We start from the raw sequence: 19,515 nt of genomic DNA on the forward strand, positions 1-19,515 counted from the left end.
AGGGCCCGCACCACTATAGAGGGATAAATTCGAATGTCAATTTGCCTAAAGGCTGGTTGAAATGCCCTCTAAGCCCTGATTTTTCACGAAATTGTCGCCCATTTACGCCTTTTGCTCGCTAAAGGCAATGCGCTATTTGGGCTAGCCCCTCACGTTGTCATAAGCAGCCTAACTGTCTATACTCGGCAGCCGACCGCCAGGGGCTTGCAAGCCCGACCTGATGGGGGTCGCCGTTCTCTGGGTGGTGGGTACCTGACCAGTACACTTACCAACAACTTTGCCCTGTTAGCTAGGGGCTCTTCAGTGTGAAAAAAGCCGTGAAAAGCCAACGACCTGTAAACCTAGACCTAAGGACCATCAAGCTCCCTGTCACCGCATACACGTCCATTCTTCACCGTATCTCCGGTGTCATCCTCTTCGTGGGTATTGCCATCATGCTTTATGCATTGGGCAAGTCGCTCGGATCCGAGGAAGGCTTCGCTGAGGTGAAAGCGTGTCTGACCAGCCCGCTGGCCAAGCTGGTGACCTGGGGCCTGCTATCCGCCCTGCTGTATCACCTGGTGGCAGGCGTGCGCCACCTGATCATGGACATGGGCATCGGTGAGACGCTGGAAGGCGGCAAACTGGGCTCGAAAATCGTGATTGTCATCTCCGTGGTGGTGATCGTTCTGGCGGGAGTTTGGGTATGGTAACCAATGTCACGAACCTGTCGCGTTCGGGCCTCTATGACTGGATGGCGCAGCGCGTTTCTGCGGTCGTTCTCGCGGCTTATTTCATTTTCCTGATCGGCTACCTGGTGGTGCACCCGGGCATTGATTACGCCCAGTGGCACATCCTGTTCTCCAACAACGCGATGCGTATCTTCAGTCTGTTGGCCCTGGTGGCCCTGGGCGCTCACGCCTGGGTCGGCATGTGGACCATCGCCACTGACTACCTGACGCCAATGGCGTTCGGCAAGTCGGCGACTGCGATTCGTTTCCTGTTCCAGGCGGTATGCGGCGTTGCAATGTTCGCGTACTTCGTCTGGGGTGTGCAGATTCTCTGGGGTATCTGATCCATGGCTAGCATTCCAACCATTTCCTTCGACGCCATCATCATCGGTGGCGGCGGCGCCGGCATGCGCGCAGCGCTGCAGCTGGCCCAGGGCGGTCACAAGACTGCCGTCGTGACCAAGGTCTTCCCGACCCGTTCGCACACTGTATCCGCCCAGGGCGGCATCACCTGCGCCATCGCTTCGGCCGACCCGAACGATGACTGGCGCTGGCACATGTACGATACCGTCAAGGGTTCCGACTACATCGGTGACCAGGACGCTATCGAATACATGTGTCAGGAAGGCCCGGCTGCGGTCTTCGAGCTGGACCACATGGGCCTGCCGTTCTCGCGTACCGAAACCGGCCGTATCTACCAGCGTCCGTTCGGTGGTCAGTCCAAGGACTTCGGTAAAGGTGGCCAGGCCGCCCGTACCTGTGCCGCTTCCGACCGTACTGGTCACGCGCTGCTGCACACCCTGTACCAGGGCAACCTGAAAGCCGGTACCACCTTCCTCAACGAGTACTACGCCGTTGACCTGGTGAAGAATCAGGAAGGCGCCTTTGTCGGTGTGATCGCAATCTGCATCGAAACCGGCGAAACCATGTACATCAAGTCCAAGGCCACCGTTCTGGCCACTGGCGGTGCGGGCCGTATCTACGCCTCCACCACCAATGCCCTGATCAATACCGGTGACGGTATCGGCATGGCCCTGCGGGCCGGTGTACCGGTGCAGGACATCGAGATGTGGCAGTTCCACCCGACCGGCATCGCCGGCGCCGGTGTACTGGTCACCGAAGGTTGCCGCGGTGAAGGTGGTTACCTGATCAACGCCCACGGCGAGCGCTTCATGGAGCGTTACGCGCCGAACGCGAAAGACCTGGCCGGCCGCGACGTTGTCGCCCGTTCCATGGTCAAGGAAATCATCGCCGGCAACGGCGTGGGCCCGAACAAGGACCACGTACTGCTGAAGCTGGACCACCTGGGCGAGGAAGTGCTGCACAGCCGCCTGCCAGGTATCTGCGAACTGTCCAAGACCTTCGCCCACGTCGACCCGGTCGTCGCTCCGGTTCCGGTTGTCCCGACCTGCCACTACATGATGGGTGGCGTTGCCACCAACATCCATGGCCAGGCCATCACCATGGACGAAGAAGGCAAGGATCACATCATCCCAGGGCTGTTCGCCGTAGGTGAAGTGGCGTGCGTATCGGTTCACGGTGCCAACCGCCTGGGCGGCAACTCGCTGCTCGACCTGGTGGTGTTCGGTCGTGCTGCCGGCCTGCACCTGGAGAAGGCGCTGAGCGACGGCATCGAGCATCTCGACGCCAGCGACACCGACATCGAAGTTGCCCTGAACCGCCTGAACAAACTCAACGAGCGCTCCACTGGCGAAGACGTTGCCAGCCTCAAGCGCGAGCTGCAGAGCTGCATGCAGAACTACTTCGGTGTATTCCGTACTGGCGAATACATGCAGAAGGGTATCGAGCAGCTGGCTGGCCTGCGTGACCGCATCGCCAACGTGAAGATCAACGACAAGTCCCAGGCCTTCAACACCGCGCGTATCGAAGCGCTGGAGCTGCAGAACCTGCTGGAAGTCGCCGAAGCTACCGCCATCGCGGCCGAAGCCCGTAAAGAGTCGCGCGGCGCTCACGCCCGTGAAGACTTCGAAGACCGTGACGACGAAAACTGGCTGTGCCACACCCTGTACTACCCGGGTGAGAAGCGCGTTGCCAAGCGCGGCGTCAACTTTGCGCCGAAGACCGTTCCGGCCTTCGAGCCAAAAATCCGGACTTACTAAGGGTGGCTGCTATGTTGAAAGTCGAAGTTTATCGTTACAACCCCGACACCGACTCGGCGCCCAAGATGGAGTCGTTCGACGTCGATACCGGCGGCAAAGATCTGATGGTGCTGGACGTGTTGGCACTGATCAAGGAAAAGGACGAGGGTTTCTCGTACCGTCGCTCCTGCCGTGAAGGCGTGTGCGGTTCCGATGGCATGAACATGAACGGCAAGAACGGCCTGGCCTGCATCACCCCGCTGTCGGGCGTGGTCAAGGGCAACAAGCTGATTCTGCGTCCGCTGCCAGGCTTGCCGGTCATTCGTGACCTGGTGGTCGATATGAGCATCTTCTACAAGCAGTACGAGAAGGTGAAGCCATTCCTGCAGAACGACACCCCGGCTCCGGCCATCGAGCGTCTGCAGTCGCCGGAAGATCGCGACAAGCTGGACGGTCTGTACGAGTGCATCCTGTGCGCTTGCTGCTCGACTTCCTGCCCGTCGTTCTGGTGGAACCCAGACAAGTTCCTCGGTCCAGCTGCTCTGCTGCAGGCTTATCGCTTCCTGGCCGACAGCCGTGACACCAAAACCCAGGAGCGCCTGGCGTCCCTGGATGACCCGTTCAGCGTATTCCGCTGCCGCGGGATCATGAACTGCGTAAACGTTTGCCCGAAAGGTCTGAACCCTACCAAGGCAATCGGTCACGTACGTAACATGCTGCTGCAAAGCGGCACCTGATTCAAAGCTGTTGCAAGTGCAAGACACCAAGGCGCGGGTGGTGAGCCCGCGCTGAGGTGAAACCCGAGCAAGGGCCCACAAAGCCCGCGCTCATTACCTATGAAGATATGAGACCAGCAGGGGCTTTCCGGGCTGGTACCCGGAAAATCTGCAGGATCCTCGGTGGCGTGGTTAGTCGCTGTTCTCGGGCTTTCTCATGTGTGCTGAGGCGCTTGCCGATCCGTCCCCGAACGAGGGTGACCAAGCATGCAAGAAAGCGTGATGCAGCGCATGTGGGAAAGCGCCCACCTTTCAGGTGGTAACGCTGCATATGTGGAAGAGCTCTACGAGCTCTACCTGCACGACCCTAACGCTGTGCCAGAAGAGTGGCGCACCTACTTCCAGAAGTTGCCCGCCGACGGCAGCACCGCTACCGATGTATCGCACTCGACAATCCGCGACCATTTCGTACTGCTGGCGAAGAACCAGCGCCGCGCCCAACCGGTTTCCGCCGGGAGCGTGAGCAGTGAACACGAGAAGAAGCAGGTTGAAGTTCTGCGACTGATCCAGGCCTATCGTATGCGCGGCCATCAAGCTGCCAAGCTCGACCCCTTGGGGTTGTGGCAGCGTCCTGCGCCCGTAGACCTGTCGATCAATCACTACGGCTTGACCAATGCCGATCTTGATACGACCTTCCGTGCCGGCGACCTGTTCATCGGCAAAGAGGAAGCGAGCCTACGCGAAATCCTCGATGCGCTGCAGAAGACATATTGTCGCACCATCGGCGCCGAGTTCACCCACATCGTCGATTCCGAGCAGCGCAGCTGGTTCCAGCAGCGTCTGGAAAGCGTGCGTGGGCGTCCGGAATTTTCCGCTGATGTGCAAACGCACCTGCTTGAGCGCGTGACCGCAGGCGAAGGCTTGGAAAAATACCTGGGCACCAAGTACCCAGGCACCAAGCGCTTCGGTCTTGAAGGCGGCGAAAGCCTGATCCCGATGCTGGACGAAATGATCCAGCGCTCCGGCTCCTACGGCACCAAGGAGGTCGTGATTGGCATGGCCCACCGCGGCCGCCTGAACGTGCTGGTCAACACCTTCGGCAAGAACCCGCGCGAGCTGTTCGACGAGTTCGAAGGCAAGAAGATGAACGAGCTGGGCTCCGGTGACGTGAAGTATCACCAGGGCTTCTCCTCGAACGTGATGACCACCGGTGGCGAAGTTCACCTGGCCATGGCGTTCAACCCGTCCCACCTGGAAATCGTATCGCCAGTGGTCGAGGGTTCGGTGCGCGCCCGTCAGGACCGCCGCAACGACACCGTTGGCGACAAGGTGCTGCCGATCTCGATCCACGGCGACGCGGCCTTCGCCGGCCAAGGCGTGGTCATGGAAACCTTCCAGATGTCGCAGACCCGCGGTTTCAAGACCGGCGGTACCGTGCACATCGTGATCAACAACCAGGTCGGTTTCACCATCAGCAACCCGCTGGACTCGCGTTCCACCGAGTACGCCACCGACGTTGCCAAGATGATTCAAGCGCCAATCCTGCACGTCAACGGTGACGATCCGGAAGCGGTGCTGTTCGTGACCCAGCTGGCCATCGATTACCGCATGCAGTTCAAGCGTGACGTGGTCATCGACCTGGTCTGCTACCGTCGTCGCGGCCACAACGAGGCCGACGAGCCCAACGGTACCCAGCCGCTGATGTATCAGCAGATCAGCAAGCAGCGCACCACCCGTGAGCTGTATGCCGAGGCGCTGATCCAGGCCGGTCGCATCGACGCCGAGCGCGCTCAGGCCAAGATCGACGAGTACCGCAACGCCCTGGACAACGGCCTGCATGTGGTCAAGAGCCTGGTCAAGGAGCCGAACCGCGAGCTGTTCGTCGACTGGCGTCCATACCTGGGCCATGCCTGGACCGCGCGTCACGACACCCGTTTCGACCTCAAGACCCTGCAGGACCTGTCGGCCAAGCTGCTTGAGCTGCCGGAAGGCTTCGTCGTTCAGCGTCAGGTCGCGAAGATCTACGAAGATCGCCAGAAGATGCAAGCCGGTGGCTTGCCGATCAACTGGGGTTATGCAGAGACCATGGCCTACGCCACCCTGCAGTTCGAAGGTCACCCGATCCGCATGACCGGCCAGGATATCGGCCGTGGCACCTTCTCGCACCGCCACGCGGTGCTGCACAACCAGAAGGACGCCAGCACCTACGTGCCGCTGCAGAACCTGTTCCCGGGCCAGCCGCGCTTTGACCTGTACGACTCCTTCCTCTCGGAAGAAGCGGTACTGGCCTTCGAATACGGCTACTCGACCACCACGCCAAACGCGCTGGTGATCTGGGAAGCCCAGTTCGGCGACTTCGCCAACGGTGCGCAAGTGGTGATCGACCAGTTCATCACCAGTGGCGAGCACAAGTGGGGCCGTCTGTGCGGTCTGACCATGCTGCTGCCGCACGGCTACGAAGGCCAGGGTCCTGAGCACTCCTCGGCGCGTCTGGAGCGTTACCTGCAGCTGTGCGCTGAGCACAACATCCAGGTCTGCGTACCGACCACCCCAGCCCAGATCTACCACCTGCTGCGTCGCCAGGTGATCCGTCCGCTGCGTAAGCCGCTGGTGGTCCTGACGCCGAAGTCGCTGCTGCGCCACAAGTTGGCCATCTCGACGTTGGAAGACCTGGCCGAAGGCTCGTTCCAGACCGTGATCCCGGAAATCGACACGCTCGATCCGGCCAAGGTCGAACGCATCGTCCTGTGCAGCGGCAAGGTCTACTACGATCTGCTGGAAAAACGCCGTGCCGAAGGCCGCGAAGACATCGCCATCGTGCGTATCGAGCAGCTGTATCCGTTCCCTGAGGACGACCTGGTGGAAATCCTTGCCCCGTACAGCAACCTCAAGGCTGCAGTGTGGTGCCAGGAAGAGCCGATGAACCAGGGCGCCTGGTACAGCAGCCAGCACCACATGCGCCGTATCCTGGGCCGCCACAACAAGGCACTGGTCCTGGAATACGCCGGCCGCGACGCTTCCGCCGCGCCAGCCTGTGGTTACGCATCGAAGCACGCCGAGCAGCAAGAGAAACTGCTGCAAGACGCCTTCACTGTTTAATGCTTTACGCGCACCTGAAACCGAATTTAAGGAAACACTGATAATGGCTATCGAGATCAAAGCCCCAACCTTCCCGGAATCGGTTGCCGATGGCACCGTTGCCACCTGGCACAAACAGCCGGGCGAAGCCGTCAAGCGTGACGAGCTGATCGTCGACATCGAGACCGACAAAGTCGTTCTGGAAGTGCTGGCTACCGCTGACGGCGTGCTGGGCGCAATCGTCAAGGGCGAGGGCGACACCGTCCTGTCCGATGAAGTCCTGGGCTCGATCGTTGAAGGCGGCGCTGCTGCCGCTGCGCCTGCTGCCGCCCCGGCTGCCGGCGCCGCTGCTCCGGCCGCTGCTGCCGATGCTGGCGAAGACGATCCAGTTGCTGCGCCTGCCGCACGCAAACTGGCTGAAGAAAACGGCATCGACCTGGCTTCGATCGCTGGCACTGGCAAAGGCGGTCGCGTCACTAAAGAAGACGTGGTTGCAGCCGTTGCCAACAAGAAGTCCGCACCTGCCGCAGCACCTGCTGCCAAGCCTGCCGCCGCCGCCCCAGTTGTGACCGCCGCCGGCGATCGCACCGAGAAGCGCGTGCCGATGACCCGCCTGCGCGCCAAGATCGCCGAGCGTCTGGTCGAAGCCCAGTCGAACATGGCCATGCTGACCACCTTCAACGAAGTCGACATGACCGAAGTCATGGCCCTGCGTTCGAAGTACAAGGACCTGTTCGAGAAGTCCCACAACGGCGTACGCCTGGGCTTCATGTCGTTCTTCGTCAAGGCCGCTACCGAAGCCCTCAAGCGCTTCCCAGCAGTCAACGCCTCGATCGACGGCAACGACATCGTCTACCACGGCTTTGCTGACGTCGGCGTCGCCGTCTCCAGCGACCGTGGCCTGGTGGTACCGGTACTGCGCAACGCCGAGCAAATGAGCCTGGCGGAAATCGAGAACGGCATCGCCACCTTCGGCAAGAAGGCACGTGACGGCAAGCTGGGCATCGAAGAAATGACCGGTGGTACCTTCACCATCACCAACGGTGGTACATTCGGCTCGATGATGTCGACCCCGATCGTCAACCCACCGCAGGCGGCCATTCTGGGCATGCACAACATCATCCAGCGTCCGATGGCGATCAATGGCCAAGTGGTCATTCGCCCGATGATGTACCTGGCGCTGTCCTACGATCACCGCCTGATCGACGGTAAGGAAGCGGTAACCTTCCTGGTGACCATCAAGAACCTGCTGGAAGACCCGGCTCGTCTGCTGCTGGACATCTAAAACGCAGCTGCAAGCGGTAAGTGGCAAGCTCCAGGGGGAGTGCGCCACTTGCCGCTTGAGGCTTGCCGCTTGAAGCTTAAAAGGAATCTTTTATGACCCAGAAATTCGACGTGGTAGTGATTGGTGCAGGCCCTGGCGGCTATGTAGCCGCGATCAAGGCCGCTCAGCTTGGCCTGAGCACCGCCTGCATCGAGAAATATACCGACGCCGAGGGCAAACTGGCCCTGGGCGGTACCTGCTTGAACGTGGGTTGCATTCCTTCCAAGGCTCTGCTGGACAGCTCCTGGAAGTACAAGGAAGCCAAAGAGAGCTTCAACGTTCACGGTATCTCCACTGGTGAAGTGAAGATGGACGTGGCTGCGATGGTTGGCCGCAAGGCTGGCATCGTCAAGAACCTGACCGGTGGCGTTGCCACCCTGTTCAAGGCCAACGGCGTTACTTCGATCCAAGGCCACGGCAAACTGCTGGCGGGCAAGAAAGTCGAAGTCACCAAGCCTGACGGCAGCACCGAAGTCATCGAAGCCGAGAACGTCATTCTCGCTTCCGGCTCGCGCCCGATCGACATTCCGCCGGCTCCGGTCGACCAGAACGTCATCGTCGACTCCACCGGCGCCCTGGAATTCCAGGAAGTGCCTAAGCGTCTGGGCGTCATCGGCGCTGGCGTGATCGGTCTGGAACTGGGTTCGGTATGGTCGCGCCTGGGTGCCCAGGTCACCGTTCTCGAAGCACTGGACACCTTCCTGATGGCCGCAGACACCGCGGTTGCCAAGGAAGCCCAGAAAACCCTGACCAAGCAAGGTCTGGACATCAAGCTGGGCGCTCGCGTGACCGGCTCGCAGGTCAACGGCAACGAAGTCGAAGTGACCTACACCGATGCCAACGGCGAGCAGAAGATCACCTTCGACAAGCTGATCGTTGCGGTCGGCCGTCGCCCTGTGACCACCGAGCTGCTGGCGGCTGACAGCGGCGTCAACATCGACGAACGTGGCTACATCTTCGTCGATGACTACTGCGCTACCAGCGTTCCGGGCGTCTACGCCATCGGTGACGTGGTGCGTGGCATGATGCTGGCGCACAAGGCCTCGGAAGAGGGCATCATGGTCGTCGAGCGCATCAAGGGCCACAAAGCCCAGATGAACTACGACCTGATCCCATCGGTTATCTACACCCACCCGGAAATCGCGTGGGTCGGCAAGACCGAACAGGCCTTGAAGGCTGAAGGCGTTGAGGTTAACGTGGGCACCTTCCCGTTCGCGGCCAGCGGCCGTGCGATGGCGGCCAACGACACCGGTGGTTTCGTCAAGGTCATCGCCGATGCCAAGACCGACCGCGTTCTGGGTGTGCATGTGATTGGCCCATCGGCTGCCGAACTGGTGCAGCAGGGCGCAATCGCGATGGAATTCGGCACCAGCGCCGAAGACATCGGCATGATGGTGTTCAGCCATCCGACCCTGTCCGAAGCGCTGCATGAAGCCGCGCTGGCAGTGAATGGCGGTGCCATTCACGTAGCCAACCGTAAGAAGCGTTAATTATAAGAAACCACGGCGGGCTGCCCGTCGTGAGTCTTGCGTGCATGACTCACCGCGGAACGTCCGCCGGACCGGGCCTTTGGGACCACCCAACGGTTAAAGGTCACAGGTGGTGCGGCGCCGTAACTGGCGCAGCGCCGAAGCGCAGTACCTAACGAAGACGGTAAAAAGCATGAATCTTCACGAGTATCAGGGTAAGCAGCTGTTCGCTGAATACGGCCTGCCAGTTTCCAAGGGTTTCGCAGTCGACACCCCTGAAGCTGCAGCAGAAGCCTGCGAAAAGATCGGCGGTTCCGAGTGGGTTGTAAAAGCTCAGGTTCACGCTGGCGGTCGCGGTAAAGCGGGCGGCGTCAAGCTGGTTCGCAGCAAAGAAGACGCCAAGGCGTTCGCTGCGCAATGGTTGGGCAAGAATCTGGTCACTTACCAGACCGATGCCAACGGTCAACCAGTCTCCAAGATCCTGGTCGAATCCTGCACTGACATCGCCAAAGAGCTGTACCTGGGCGCTGTAGTCGACCGTTCGAGCCGTCGTATCGTGTTCATGGCTTCCACCGAAGGTGGCGTGGACATCGAGAAAGTCGCTCACGACACTCCTGAGAAGATCCTCAAGGCCACCATCGATCCGCTGGTCGGCGCTCAGCCGTTCCAAGGTCGCGAGCTGGCTTTCCAGCTGGGCCTGGAAGGCAAGCAAGTCACTCAGTTCGCCAAGATCTTCGTAGGTCTGGCCAAGCTGTTCAAGGATCACGATCTGGCCCTGCTGGAAGTGAACCCGCTGGTGATCAAGGCCGATGGCGATCTGCACTGCCTCGATGCCAAGATCAACATCGACGCCAACGCCATGTACCGTCAGCCTAAGCTGAAAACCTTCCACGACCCGTCGCAAGACGACGCCCGTGAAGCCCACGCTGCCAAGTTCGAACTGAACTACGTAGCCCTGGAAGGCAACATTGGCTGCATGGTCAACGGTGCCGGCCTGGCCATGGGTACCATGGACATCGTCAACCTGCACGGCGGCAAGCCAGCCAACTTCCTCGACGTAGGTGGTGGTGCTACCAAAGAGCGCGTGACCGAAGCCTTCAAGATCATCCTGTCCGACAGCAATGTCGCGGCCGTACTGGTCAACATCTTCGGCGGCATCGTTCGCTGCGACATGATTGCCGAAGGCATCATCGGCGCTGTGAAAGAAGTCGGCGTCAAAGTACCGGTTGTCGTCCGTCTGGAAGGCAACAATGCCGAACTCGGCGCTAAAGTACTGGCAGAAAGCGGTTTGAACATCATTGCTGCAACCAGCCTGACCGACGCTGCTCAACAAGTTGTCAAAGCTGCGGAGGGCAAGTAATGAGCGTCCTGATCAATAAAGACACCAAAGTCATCTGCCAGGGCTTCACCGGCTCGCAGGGTACTTTCCACTCCGAACAAGCCATCGCCTACGGCACCCAGATGGTTGGCGGCGTGACCCCAGGCAAAGGCGGCACCACTCACCTGGGCCTGCCAGTGTTCAACACTGTGAAAGAAGCTGTAGAAGCTACCGGCGCTGATGCGTCGGTGATCTACGTTCCGGCTCCTTTCTGCAAAGACTCGATCCTGGAAGCGGCCTTCGGCGGCATCAAGCTGATCGTCTGCATCACCGAAGGCATTCCTACCCTGGACATGCTCGATGCCAAGGTCAAGTGCGACGAGCTGGGTGTTACCCTGATCGGCCCTAACTGCCCAGGCGTTATCACTCCGGGCGAGTGCAAGATCGGCATCATGCCAGGTCACATTCACTTGCCAGGCAAGGTCGGTATCGTTTCGCGTTCCGGCACCCTGACCTATGAAGCCGTCAAGCAGACCACCGACGCCGGCTTCGGCCAGTCGACCTGCGTCGGCATCGGCGGTGACCCGATCCCAGGCTCCAACTTCATCGACATCCTGAAGCTGTTCCAGGAAGACCCGAAGACCGAAGCGATCGTCATGATCGGTGAGATCGGCGGTTCGGCTGAAGAAGAAGCGGCTGCCTACATCAAGGCCAACGTCACCAAGCCTGTCGTGTCTTACATCGCTGGTGTTACCGCACCTGCTGGTAAGCGCATGGGCCACGCTGGTGCCATCATCTCCGGCGGCAAGGGTACTGCAGACGAGAAGTTCGCTGCCCTGCAAGACGCTGGTGTGAAAACCGTGCGTTCCCTGGCAGACATCGGCAAGGCCCTGGCCGAGCTGACTGGCTGGGAAGCCAAGAAGTAAGTAACACGTAGTACCCCCCACGCGCACAGAGGCCACCTTCGGGTGGCCTTTGTCGTTATTGGATTTGGTCGAGCAGAAGAAATCGATGAAGCCGATCAGGATTTTCAACCAGACATCCGCGTGAATCAGCAATAAATTGTCGCCAAACACGGTCATGCAGACGACAAACATGTACGCACATCGGACAAGCAGCACTGTTACAGTGCGTTTTCCAGGCAAAACGTTTAACCTACGCGTTCACTCTGTGCCCGTGCCCCAAAAGGGAACGACACGCTAAACGGGTCTGGCCTATCAAGCCGGGCAGCATTTCCCTCACCCATGGGGAAATCCCTTCTCGAATCCCGATTTCAGCAGTGTGGTACGACCCTAAATGAAAGTGTTAAAAGGCCAGGATATCCTGGCACTTGGCTTTATGACGTTTGCGCTTTTCGTAGGCGCCGGCAATATCATCTTCCCGCCTATCGTCGGCCTGCAGTCCGGTCCGCACGTATGGATGGCAGCCCTGGGCTTTTTGGTCACCGCGGTCGGCCTGCCGGTCATCACCGTGGTCGCCCTGGCCAAGGTCGGCGGCGGCATGGACGCGTTGAGCAGCCCGATCGGCAAGTTCTTCGGCGGCCTGCTGGCAGCTGTCTGCTACCTGTCGGTAGGTCCGCTGTTCGCCACCCCGCGTACCGCTACGGTGTCGTTCGAGGTAGGCGTGGCGCCGCTGACCGGTGAAAGCCCGTTGGCCTTGTTCATCTACAGCCTGGTGTACTTCCTGGTGGTGCTGGCAGTGTCGATGTATCCGGGCAAGCTGCTCGATACCGTCGGCCGCTTCCTGGCGCCGCTGAAGATCATTGCCCTGGCTGTGCTGGGCATCGCTGCTTTCGCGCTGCCAGCGGGGACCATTGGCGAAGCGCAACCGGCCTATGCTGCCGCAGCCTTCTCCAAGGGCTTCTCCGATGGCTACCTGACCATGGATACCCTGGGCGCCCTGGTGTTCGGTATCGTCATCGTCAATGCCATCCGCTCGCGCGGTGTCGAGTCGCCGCAGCTGATTACCCGCTATGCCATCATTGCCGGCCTGATTGCCGGTGTCGGCCTGGCCCTGGTGTACATCAGCCTGTTCCGCCTGGGTGCTGGCAGCCACGATATCGCGGCGGATGCCACTAACGGCGCAGCGGTATTGCATGCCTATGTGCAGCACACCTTCGGATCGCTGGGCAGTGGCTTCCTGGCCGTGTTGATCGCGCTGGCCTGTCTGGTAACTGCAGTAGGCCTGACCTGCGCCTGCGCCGAGTACTTCAGCCAGATCCTGCCGCTGTCGTATCGCGCCTTGGTGGTGATCCTGGCAGGCTTCTCGCTGCTGATCTCCAACCTGGGCCTGACCAAGCTGATCATGTTCTCGATTCCGGTGCTGACCGCCATCTACCCGCCATGCATCGTGGTGGTGGGCTTGAGCTTCGTCAAAGACCTGTGGAACTCGCCGACGCGCATTCTGGCGCCGGTGATGTTGGTCTCGCTGGTATTTGGCGTAGTCGATGCGATCAAGGGCAGCAGCCTGGCTCACGTGCTGCCAGACTTCATGGCTCACCTGCCGTTCAGCAATGAAGGCATGGCCTGGCTGGTGCCTTCGGTCATCACCCTGGCTGGGGCCGTGGTCTGCGACCGCATGCTCGGCAAGCCGCGCGAGGCCATGGCCTGATGGATTGAAACCAGGAGGCAGGCGCCGGCCACAAGCCGAAGGGCGCCAGCAAATGGTTGAGACCAAAAACCCCGTATCCGTAAGGATGCGGGGTTTTTTTCTGGTCGGTCCCCACCCAGGCATCTGCGCAGACGTCGTGCGTGGGAGCGGGCTCGCCCCGCGATAAGGCCCGCACGAGCAAAGCAGATTATTCTCTCAAGTACGTGCCTTTTACCGAATCCAAACGTCGAAAACCGGTCAATATCCTTCTTTGCACCTGAACGGTCGAGAACCCTGCATGAGCTTCATCCAAAGCAATTTGAGCAATCTGTTGGCGGTCTGCTGGTTCGCCCTGTGCTGGGGTGGCTACACCCGCTACGCCATCTGGAAGGGCCGCGACACCGCTTGCCTGGCCAGTGTCCTGCACCTGTACCGCGAGGACTGGATGTGCCGCATGCTCCTGCGCGACAACCGCATCGCCGATGCCAGCGTAATCGGTAACCTGGAGCGCAACGCCTCGTTCTTCGCCTCCAGTACCCTGATTATCCTGGCCGGTATCCTCACCGTGCTTGGCGCCTCGGATCGAGCATTGTCGCTGCTGGCCGACCTGCCCTTGGTGCAGGAGGCGTCGCAGGGCGTCTCGGAGATCAAGCTGTTGAGCCTGGCGGCGGTGTTCGTCTATGCCTTCTTCACCTTCAGCTGGTGCATGCGCCAATACAACTTTGCCGCCGTGCTGGTCGGTTCGGCGCCGATGATCGGCGAACGCCTGGTCAATGAACTGGAGCGCAAGGCGTTTGCCTCGCGCGCGGCGCGGGTGTTGTCGCTGGCGGCCAACCAGTTCAACTTGGGCTTGCGCTCTTATTACTTCGGCATGGCCATGTTGACCTGGTTCATCAGCCCCTGGATATTCATGGGCACTACGATTGGTGTAGTGCTGATTCTTTATCGCCGCGAGTTCCATTCGGATGTGTTGGAAGTGATGGTGTTCACACCGACCGAAAGTGCACCGATCGACGCGGCTAAAGAAAGTTCCATTGCATCGACTGAAACGATTAATCCTTAAGCTCCAGGCACAAAAAAACCCGACAGTGTCGGGTTTTTTTGTTTAAACCGATTACTGCTTAGCTGGCTCGGTTGGAGCCGGGGTAGCAGGTGCGGTTTCTTCAGCGGCTTCTTCAGCAGCTTTTTGCTGCGCTTCGGCCTGATCTTTGGCGGCTTCGGCGTTTTCCTTGGCAGCCTCGTTCATTTTATCCTGAGCTTCGCCCGCTTTTTCCTGGGCTTGCTCAGCGTGTTGCTGTGCGTCCTGGGCTTTGTCTTCACTTGCCTTGTCGCAAGCGGCCAGACCCATGGCAGCGGCCAGCATCAGAGCAAAAGCAAAAGGTTTACGCATGGGGGTGTCTCTCCTTGGTGGAATAACTTACTTGTTCCTTCGAGCTCAAGTAAGTGGAATAAGTTCCGCGAAGATTACAGATATATAACGCCCCGTTCTACATAGACTTTTCACTGATTTTGTGCCGCTGACGAATCAGTACAAGGAAATCGCCCGATGAGCGACACGCCCTTGATAGCCATGGCTGAGCGCTTTCTCTCAGCATTGAAACATTGTCAGGTTTTGCAGATGCGCGTGCATCACGCTGACGCCAGTGGCATGACCCTGGTAATGCCCTGGTCGCCAATGATTGTCGGCAACCCCCAGACCGGCGCCGTGCATGGCGGTGCGCTGACCACGCTGATGGACACCACCTGCGGCATGGCCACGCTCTGCGCGCTGGAGCAGTTCGAGGTGTGCCCGACCCTGGATTTGCGCATCGATTACATGCACCCGGCCGAGCCCGGCAAGGCTATCCACGGTCACGCATACTGCTATCGGGTGACCCGTGATGTGATCTTCACCCGCGGCACGGCCTATCAGGATGACCCCGAGCAACCCATCTGCCAGGTGGTCGGCACCTTCATGCGCCTGGGCCAGGAGGTCAAAGGGGGCATCCGCTTTGGAAACAGCTTGAAGAAGGAGCAGGGCGTATGATCCCCCGCGATGTTCGCCAGCGCCTTAACGAAGCGCACGCGGCGGGCGACTACCGGCCGCTGCTGGCATTGATCCCTTATGCAGGCCTGATTGGCATCGAGTGCGAACGTCGCGGCGACGAGCTGCTGTTCCGCCTGCCGGCCAACCCGGACAACGTTGGCAATCCGCTGTTGCCGGCGATTCATGGCGGGGTGATCGCAGGCTTCATGGAGCTCAGCGCCGCGCTGTACCTGCTGATCTACAGCGAAAGCGTGAGCATTCCCAAGATCATCGATTTTTCCATCGATTACCTGCGCGCCGGCCACCTGCGCGACACCTTTGCCCACTGCCAGCTGTGGCGCCAGGGCAGGCGGGTGACCAACGTCGCCATCACCGCCTGGCAGGCGGATCGGGACACGCCGATCGCCACCGCCCGTGCGCATTTCAAGATCGAACCAGAAAAGCCCTTGAAATAGTCAGGCCAGCCCCCATCTGCTTGTCATCCCGCCGTAAAAGCAGGCCAATCGGGCCGCTGGGCGACAACTGCCATCAGATCGGAGTTTTGAAGACCATGAGTGTGGAGATACAAAAAGAAACCCTGGGCTTCCAGACCGAGGTAAAGCAACTGCTGCACCTCATGATCCACTCGCTGTACTCGAACAAGGAAATCTTCCTGCGCGAGCTGATTTCCAACGCCTCCGACGCCGCTGACAAGCTGCGTTTCGAGGCCTTGGCCAAGCCTGAGCTGCTCGAAGGCGACGCCGACCTGAAGATCCGCGTCAGCTTCGATAAAGACGCCAACACCGTGACCCTTGAGGACAACGGTATCGGCATGAGCCGTGAAGACGTCATCGCCCACCTGGGTACCATCGCCAAGTCCGGCACTGCCGACTTCATGAAGAACCTCAGTGGCGATCAGAAAAAAGATTCGCACCTGATTGGTCAATTCGGCGTGGGTTTCTATTCGGCGTTCATCGTCGCCGACAAAGTCGACGTCTACAGCCGCCGCGCCGGCCTGCCAGCTGCCGAGGGCGTGCACTGGTCGTCCAAGGGCGAGGGTGAGTTCGAAGTCGCCACCATCGACAAGCCACAGCGTGGCACCCGTATCGTCCTGCACCTGAAAAAGGGTGAAGAAGAGTTCGCCGATGGCTGGCGTCTGCGCAACGTGGTCAAGAAGTACTCCGACCACATTGCCCTGCCGATCGAGCTGCCCAAAGAGCAAGCCGCCGCCGCTGAAGGCGAAGAGCAACCTGCGCAAGAGTGGGAAACCGTCAACCGCGCCAGCGCCCTGTGGACCCGTCCGCGGACCGAGGTCAAGGACGAGGAGTACCAGGAGTTCTACAAGCACATCGGCCATGACTTCGAGAACCCGCTGGCCTGGAGCCACAACAAGGTCGAAGGCAAGCTCGAATACAACTCGCTGCTGTACGTCCCGGCCCGCGCGCCGTTCGACCTGTACCAGCGCGAAGCGCCACGCGGCCTGAAGCTGTACGTGCAGCGCGTGTTCATCATGGACCAGGCCGAGTCGTTCCTGCCGCTGTACCTGCGCTTCATCAAGGGTGTGGTCGACTCCAACGACCTGTCGCTGAACGTCTCGCGTGAAATCCTGCAGAAGGACCCGATCATCGACTCGATGAAAACGGCCCTGACCAAGCGCGTGCTGGACATGCTGGAGAAACTGGCCAAGAACGAGCCTGAGCAGTACAAGGGCTTCTGGAAGAACTTCGGCCAGGTGCTCAAAGAAGGCCCGGCTGAAGACTTCGCCAACAAAGAGAAGATCGCCGGTCTGCTGCGTTTCGCTTCGACCCATGACGACAGCGGCGAGCAAAGCGTGTCGCTGGCCGACTACCTGGCGCGTGCCAAGGAAGGTCAGGACAAGATCTACTACCTCACCGGCGAAACCTACGCGCAGGTCAAGAACAGCCCGCATCTGGAAGTCTTCCGCAAGAAAGGCATCGAAGTGCTGCTGCTGACCGATCGTATCGATGAGTGGCTGATGAGCTACCTGAGCGACTTCGACGGCAAGAACTTCGTCGACGTCGCCCGCGGTGACCTGGACCTGGGCCAGCTGGATTCGGAAGAAGACAAGAAGGCCCAGGAAGAAGTCGCCAAGGACAAGGAAGGCTTGGTCGAGCGTCTGAAGGCTGCCCTGGGTGACAGCGTCGCCGAAGTGCGTGTTTCGCATCGCCTGACCGATTCGCCGGCGATCCTCGCCATTGGCGAGCAGGACCTGGGTCTGCAGATGCGCCAGATCCTCGAAGCCAGCGGGCAGAAGGTGCCGGATTCCAAGCCGATCTTCGAATTCAACCCGGCTCACCCGCTGATCGACAAGCTCGACAACGAGCAGAGCGAAGACCGCTTCGCGGAACTTTCGCACATCCTGTTCGATCAAGCCGCGCTGGCGGCTGGCGACAGCCTGAAGGACCCAGCGGCCTACGTTCGTCGCTTGAACAAGCTGCTGGTTGAGCTGTCTGCTTGAGTTAGTTGCTAGGAAAGCCCGCTTCGGCGGGCTTTTTTCATGGTGCAAGGAGGAGTTTGATGAGCAAGGTAATCGTCGAATCGCTGGTCTATCACCTGTCCGGCAAGACCTATGAAAGCCGCTTGGTGTATGAGCCCGGTGCGCTGGGGCGACCCGGCCTGGTGATGGCGCCGAACTGGATGGGTATCGGTGAAGGTGCCGAGCGCATTGCCAAGGAAGTTGCCGAAAAGGGTTATGTGGTATTGATCGCTGACCTGTATGGCCAGTCGGTGCGCCCGGCCAATGCCGATGAGGCAGGCAACGCGATGATGCCGCTGAAGAATGATCGCGGTGAGTTGCGCAAGCGCATGAAAGAGGCGTTGGATCAACTGCTGGGGCAGTCCAAGGCGCTGCTGGAGCCGGGTAAGGTGGCGACCTTCGGTTTCTGCTTTGGCGGTTGCTGTGCGCTGGAGTTGGCGCGTACCGGGGCTGATCTTAAGGCTGCCGTGTCGTTCCATGGCACCCTGGATACGCCGAACCCAGAAGACGCCAAGCGCATCAAGGGCTCGGTGCTGGTGCTGCATGGTGCCTCGGACCCCTTGGTGCCGCGTGAGCAGTTGCCGGCGTTCGAGGAAGAAATGAATGCCGCCAAGGTCGATTGGCAGTTGCTCAGCTATGGCGGTGCGGTGCATTCGTTCACTGATCCGAATGCCAATGTGCCGGGCAAGATGCAGTACGACCGCAAGACCTCGGAGCGGGCGTTCAAGGCGATGCACAACCTGCTGGCGGAAGTGTTCAAAGGTTGAGTGTGCCGGGGCCGCGCAGCGGCCCCAACTAGCGCGGTAACTCGATCCGTTCGATTTCCCCAGGCACCACCGGCCAATCCCCGGCAGCCCAGCGCACCCGGGCCTGTTCGATCAGCGCCGGATCACTCGCGACAAAATTCCAGTTCATCCGCCGTGGCCCATCCAGCGGCGCGCCACCGATCAGTACCAACTGGCATTCGCTCTCGGCATACAGCGTCACCTCTTCACCCTCCGGCAACACCAGCAGGCTGCACGGCTCGACCTCCTGCCCATTGAGCTGCAACTCGCCATCGAGCAGGTACAGCGCCCGCTGGGCATGCTCGCTCGGCACCAGCAGGGTTGTCGCCGGTTGCATGCGCACATGGGCGTACAGGGTAGGGGAGAGCACGGGCACCGGCGACTCCAGGCAAAAGCCGTTGCCGGCAATCAAGCAGATGCGCACGCCCAGCGCTTCACTGACCGGCAGGCTAGCTGCGGGGTGATGACTGTAGCTCGCCAGGCCCTGCTCATGCTCACGTGGCGAGGCCAGCCATACCTGCAGCCCATGCAGGCGCGAGCCGTTGGCAAAACCCTCTGCAGGCGTGCGCTCGACATGGGCGACGCCGCGCCCGGCCGTCATCCAGCTGACATCGCCAGGCAAAACCCGCTGATCCGAACCCAGGCTGTCCTTGTGCAGGATTTCGCCCTCGAACAAGTAGGTCAGGGTCGACAGGCCAATATGCGGATGCTGGCGGATATCCATGCCGCTGCCAGGCGCATAGTCGGTCTCCAGCATATGGTCGAAGAAGACGAACGGGCCGACGCTGCGGCACTGCGCCGAAGGCAGTGGGCGCAGGATCGGCTGGCCCTCGACCGATTCGGCGCGCGGACGGATGATCAACGGGCTGCTCATGTTCGGCTCCAGGCGGCGCGGTAAGTGCCCACCAGCATAACGGGTTGTGGT

Annotated in this window: 17 protein-coding genes; 15 read left to right on the forward strand and 2 right to left on the reverse strand. The window is 60.3% G+C overall.

The genetic code is table 11. From position 1 onward, the window contains the following. The first annotated feature begins 305 nt into the window (after positions 1-305). The 11 genes from sdhC (at position 306) to ACF8K2_RS13965 (ending at position 14,366) form a co-directional block, all read left to right on the forward strand. Positions 306-692: a succinate dehydrogenase, cytochrome b556 subunit gene (gene sdhC / locus ACF8K2_RS13915; protein ID WP_186555701.1), complete on the forward strand. Its 387-nt coding sequence runs from the start codon at positions 306-308 to the stop codon at positions 690-692. Further along, the gene (gene sdhD / locus ACF8K2_RS13920) at positions 686-1,054 is read left to right on the forward strand and encodes a succinate dehydrogenase, hydrophobic membrane anchor protein (RefSeq protein WP_186555702.1); all 369 of its coding nucleotides are present in this window, start codon (positions 686-688) and stop codon (positions 1,052-1,054) included. The genes sdhC and sdhD overlap by 7 nt, the downstream gene beginning before the upstream one ends. A gap of 3 nt (positions 1,055-1,057) precedes the next feature. Next, positions 1,058-2,830: a succinate dehydrogenase flavoprotein subunit gene (gene sdhA, locus ACF8K2_RS13925; RefSeq protein WP_186555703.1), complete on the forward strand. Its 1,773-nt coding sequence runs from the start codon at positions 1,058-1,060 to the stop codon at positions 2,828-2,830. Positions 2,831-2,841: 11 nt separating this feature from the next. Beyond that, a complete protein-coding gene (locus ACF8K2_RS13930) occupies positions 2,842-3,546 on the forward strand; it encodes a succinate dehydrogenase iron-sulfur subunit (RefSeq protein WP_172231853.1) in 705 nt (234 codons plus the stop codon). A gap of 246 nt (positions 3,547-3,792) precedes the next feature. Next, a complete protein-coding gene (locus ACF8K2_RS13935) occupies positions 3,793-6,624 on the forward strand; it encodes a 2-oxoglutarate dehydrogenase E1 component (protein WP_186555704.1) in 2,832 nt (943 codons plus the stop codon). A gap of 43 nt (positions 6,625-6,667) precedes the next feature. After that, positions 6,668-7,888, forward strand: coding sequence for a 2-oxoglutarate dehydrogenase complex dihydrolipoyllysine-residue succinyltransferase (gene odhB / locus ACF8K2_RS13940; RefSeq protein WP_392465314.1), 1,221 nt, complete (start codon positions 6,668-6,670; stop codon positions 7,886-7,888). A gap of 92 nt (positions 7,889-7,980) precedes the next feature. Next, positions 7,981-9,417: a dihydrolipoyl dehydrogenase gene (lpdA, locus tag ACF8K2_RS13945; protein WP_186555706.1), complete on the forward strand. Its 1,437-nt coding sequence runs from the start codon at positions 7,981-7,983 to the stop codon at positions 9,415-9,417. A 172-nt stretch (positions 9,418-9,589) separates the two neighbouring features. Beyond that, on the forward strand, positions 9,590-10,756 hold the full coding sequence (sucC, locus tag ACF8K2_RS13950; RefSeq protein ID WP_186555707.1) for an ADP-forming succinate--CoA ligase subunit beta: 1,167 nt from the start codon (positions 9,590-9,592) through the stop codon (positions 10,754-10,756). Beyond that, the gene (sucD, locus tag ACF8K2_RS13955) at positions 10,756-11,640 is read left to right on the forward strand and encodes a succinate--CoA ligase subunit alpha (RefSeq protein WP_392465315.1); all 885 of its coding nucleotides are present in this window, start codon (positions 10,756-10,758) and stop codon (positions 11,638-11,640) included. The genes sucC and sucD overlap by 1 nt, the downstream gene beginning before the upstream one ends. Before the next feature lie 370 nt (positions 11,641-12,010). Next, entirely contained in the window at positions 12,011-13,324 is a 1,314-nt protein-coding gene (gene brnQ, locus ACF8K2_RS13960) for a branched-chain amino acid transport system II carrier protein (RefSeq protein ID WP_186555708.1), read from the forward strand. A 277-nt stretch (positions 13,325-13,601) separates the two neighbouring features. Further along, positions 13,602-14,366: a DUF599 domain-containing protein gene (locus ACF8K2_RS13965; protein WP_392465316.1), complete on the forward strand. Its 765-nt coding sequence runs from the start codon at positions 13,602-13,604 to the stop codon at positions 14,364-14,366. 51 nt (positions 14,367-14,417) lie between these two features. Here ACF8K2_RS13965 and ACF8K2_RS13970 read toward each other — a convergent pair whose 3' ends face one another. Then, positions 14,418-14,693, reverse strand: a complete 276-nt coding sequence (locus ACF8K2_RS13970; protein ID WP_186555710.1) for a hypothetical protein — start codon at positions 14,691-14,693, stop codon at positions 14,418-14,420. Positions 14,694-14,849: 156 nt separating this feature from the next. Between ACF8K2_RS13970 and ACF8K2_RS13975 the strand changes: the two genes are divergently transcribed. The 4 genes from ACF8K2_RS13975 to ACF8K2_RS13990 all read left to right on the forward strand — a co-directional run bounded on the left by ACF8K2_RS13975 (position 14,850) and on the right by ACF8K2_RS13990 (position 18,572). After that, the gene (locus tag ACF8K2_RS13975) at positions 14,850-15,329 is read left to right on the forward strand and encodes a PaaI family thioesterase (protein ID WP_312152708.1); all 480 of its coding nucleotides are present in this window, start codon (positions 14,850-14,852) and stop codon (positions 15,327-15,329) included. After that, the gene (locus tag ACF8K2_RS13980) at positions 15,326-15,784 is read left to right on the forward strand and encodes a PaaI family thioesterase (protein WP_186555712.1); all 459 of its coding nucleotides are present in this window, start codon (positions 15,326-15,328) and stop codon (positions 15,782-15,784) included. Before ACF8K2_RS13975 ends, ACF8K2_RS13980 begins: the two co-directional genes overlap by 4 nt. Before the next feature lie 95 nt (positions 15,785-15,879). Then, positions 15,880-17,787 (forward strand): molecular chaperone HtpG, encoded by a 1,908-nt coding sequence (gene htpG, locus ACF8K2_RS13985; protein WP_392465318.1) that lies wholly within the window; start codon positions 15,880-15,882, stop codon positions 17,785-17,787. 59 nt (positions 17,788-17,846) lie between these two features. After that, entirely contained in the window at positions 17,847-18,572 is a 726-nt protein-coding gene (locus ACF8K2_RS13990) for a dienelactone hydrolase family protein (RefSeq protein ID WP_312152706.1), read from the forward strand. 28 nt (positions 18,573-18,600) lie between these two features. Here ACF8K2_RS13990 and ACF8K2_RS13995 read toward each other — a convergent pair whose 3' ends face one another. Continuing rightward, positions 18,601-19,464: a pirin family protein gene (locus ACF8K2_RS13995; RefSeq protein ID WP_392465320.1), complete on the reverse strand. Its 864-nt coding sequence runs from the start codon at positions 19,462-19,464 to the stop codon at positions 18,601-18,603. Positions 19,465-19,515: the final 51 nt, after the last annotated feature.

The sequence above is a fragment of the Pseudomonas sp. xss_2 genome, assembly GCF_043104195.1.
Taxonomy (GTDB): Bacteria; Pseudomonadota; Gammaproteobacteria; order Pseudomonadales; family Pseudomonadaceae; genus Aquipseudomonas; species Aquipseudomonas urmiensis.

Coding starts and splice junctions, on each gene's coding strand:
- sdhD (WP_186555702.1), top strand. CDS start 686: ATGGTAACCAATGTCACGAACCTGTCGCGTTCGGGCCTCTATGACTGG.
- sdhA (WP_186555703.1), top strand. CDS start 1,058: ATGGCTAGCATTCCAACCATTTCCTTCGACGCCATCATCATCGGTGGC.
- ACF8K2_RS13930 (WP_172231853.1), top strand. CDS start 2,842: ATGTTGAAAGTCGAAGTTTATCGTTACAACCCCGACACCGACTCGGCG.
- ACF8K2_RS13935 (WP_186555704.1), top strand. CDS start 3,793: ATGCAAGAAAGCGTGATGCAGCGCATGTGGGAAAGCGCCCACCTTTCA.
- odhB (WP_392465314.1), top strand. CDS start 6,668: ATGGCTATCGAGATCAAAGCCCCAACCTTCCCGGAATCGGTTGCCGAT.
- lpdA (WP_186555706.1), top strand. CDS start 7,981: ATGACCCAGAAATTCGACGTGGTAGTGATTGGTGCAGGCCCTGGCGGC.
- sucC (WP_186555707.1), top strand. CDS start 9,590: ATGAATCTTCACGAGTATCAGGGTAAGCAGCTGTTCGCTGAATACGGC.
- sucD (WP_392465315.1), top strand. CDS start 10,756: ATGAGCGTCCTGATCAATAAAGACACCAAAGTCATCTGCCAGGGCTTC.
- brnQ (WP_186555708.1), top strand. CDS start 12,011: ATGAAAGTGTTAAAAGGCCAGGATATCCTGGCACTTGGCTTTATGACG.
- ACF8K2_RS13965 (WP_392465316.1), top strand. CDS start 13,602: ATGAGCTTCATCCAAAGCAATTTGAGCAATCTGTTGGCGGTCTGCTGG.
- ACF8K2_RS13970 (WP_186555710.1), bottom strand. CDS start 14,693: ATGCGTAAACCTTTTGCTTTTGCTCTGATGCTGGCCGCTGCCATGGGT.
- ACF8K2_RS13975 (WP_312152708.1), top strand. CDS start 14,850: ATGAGCGACACGCCCTTGATAGCCATGGCTGAGCGCTTTCTCTCAGCA.
- ACF8K2_RS13980 (WP_186555712.1), top strand. CDS start 15,326: ATGATCCCCCGCGATGTTCGCCAGCGCCTTAACGAAGCGCACGCGGCG.
- htpG (WP_392465318.1), top strand. CDS start 15,880: ATGAGTGTGGAGATACAAAAAGAAACCCTGGGCTTCCAGACCGAGGTA.
- ACF8K2_RS13990 (WP_312152706.1), top strand. CDS start 17,847: ATGAGCAAGGTAATCGTCGAATCGCTGGTCTATCACCTGTCCGGCAAG.
- ACF8K2_RS13995 (WP_392465320.1), bottom strand. CDS start 19,464: ATGAGCAGCCCGTTGATCATCCGTCCGCGCGCCGAATCGGTCGAGGGC.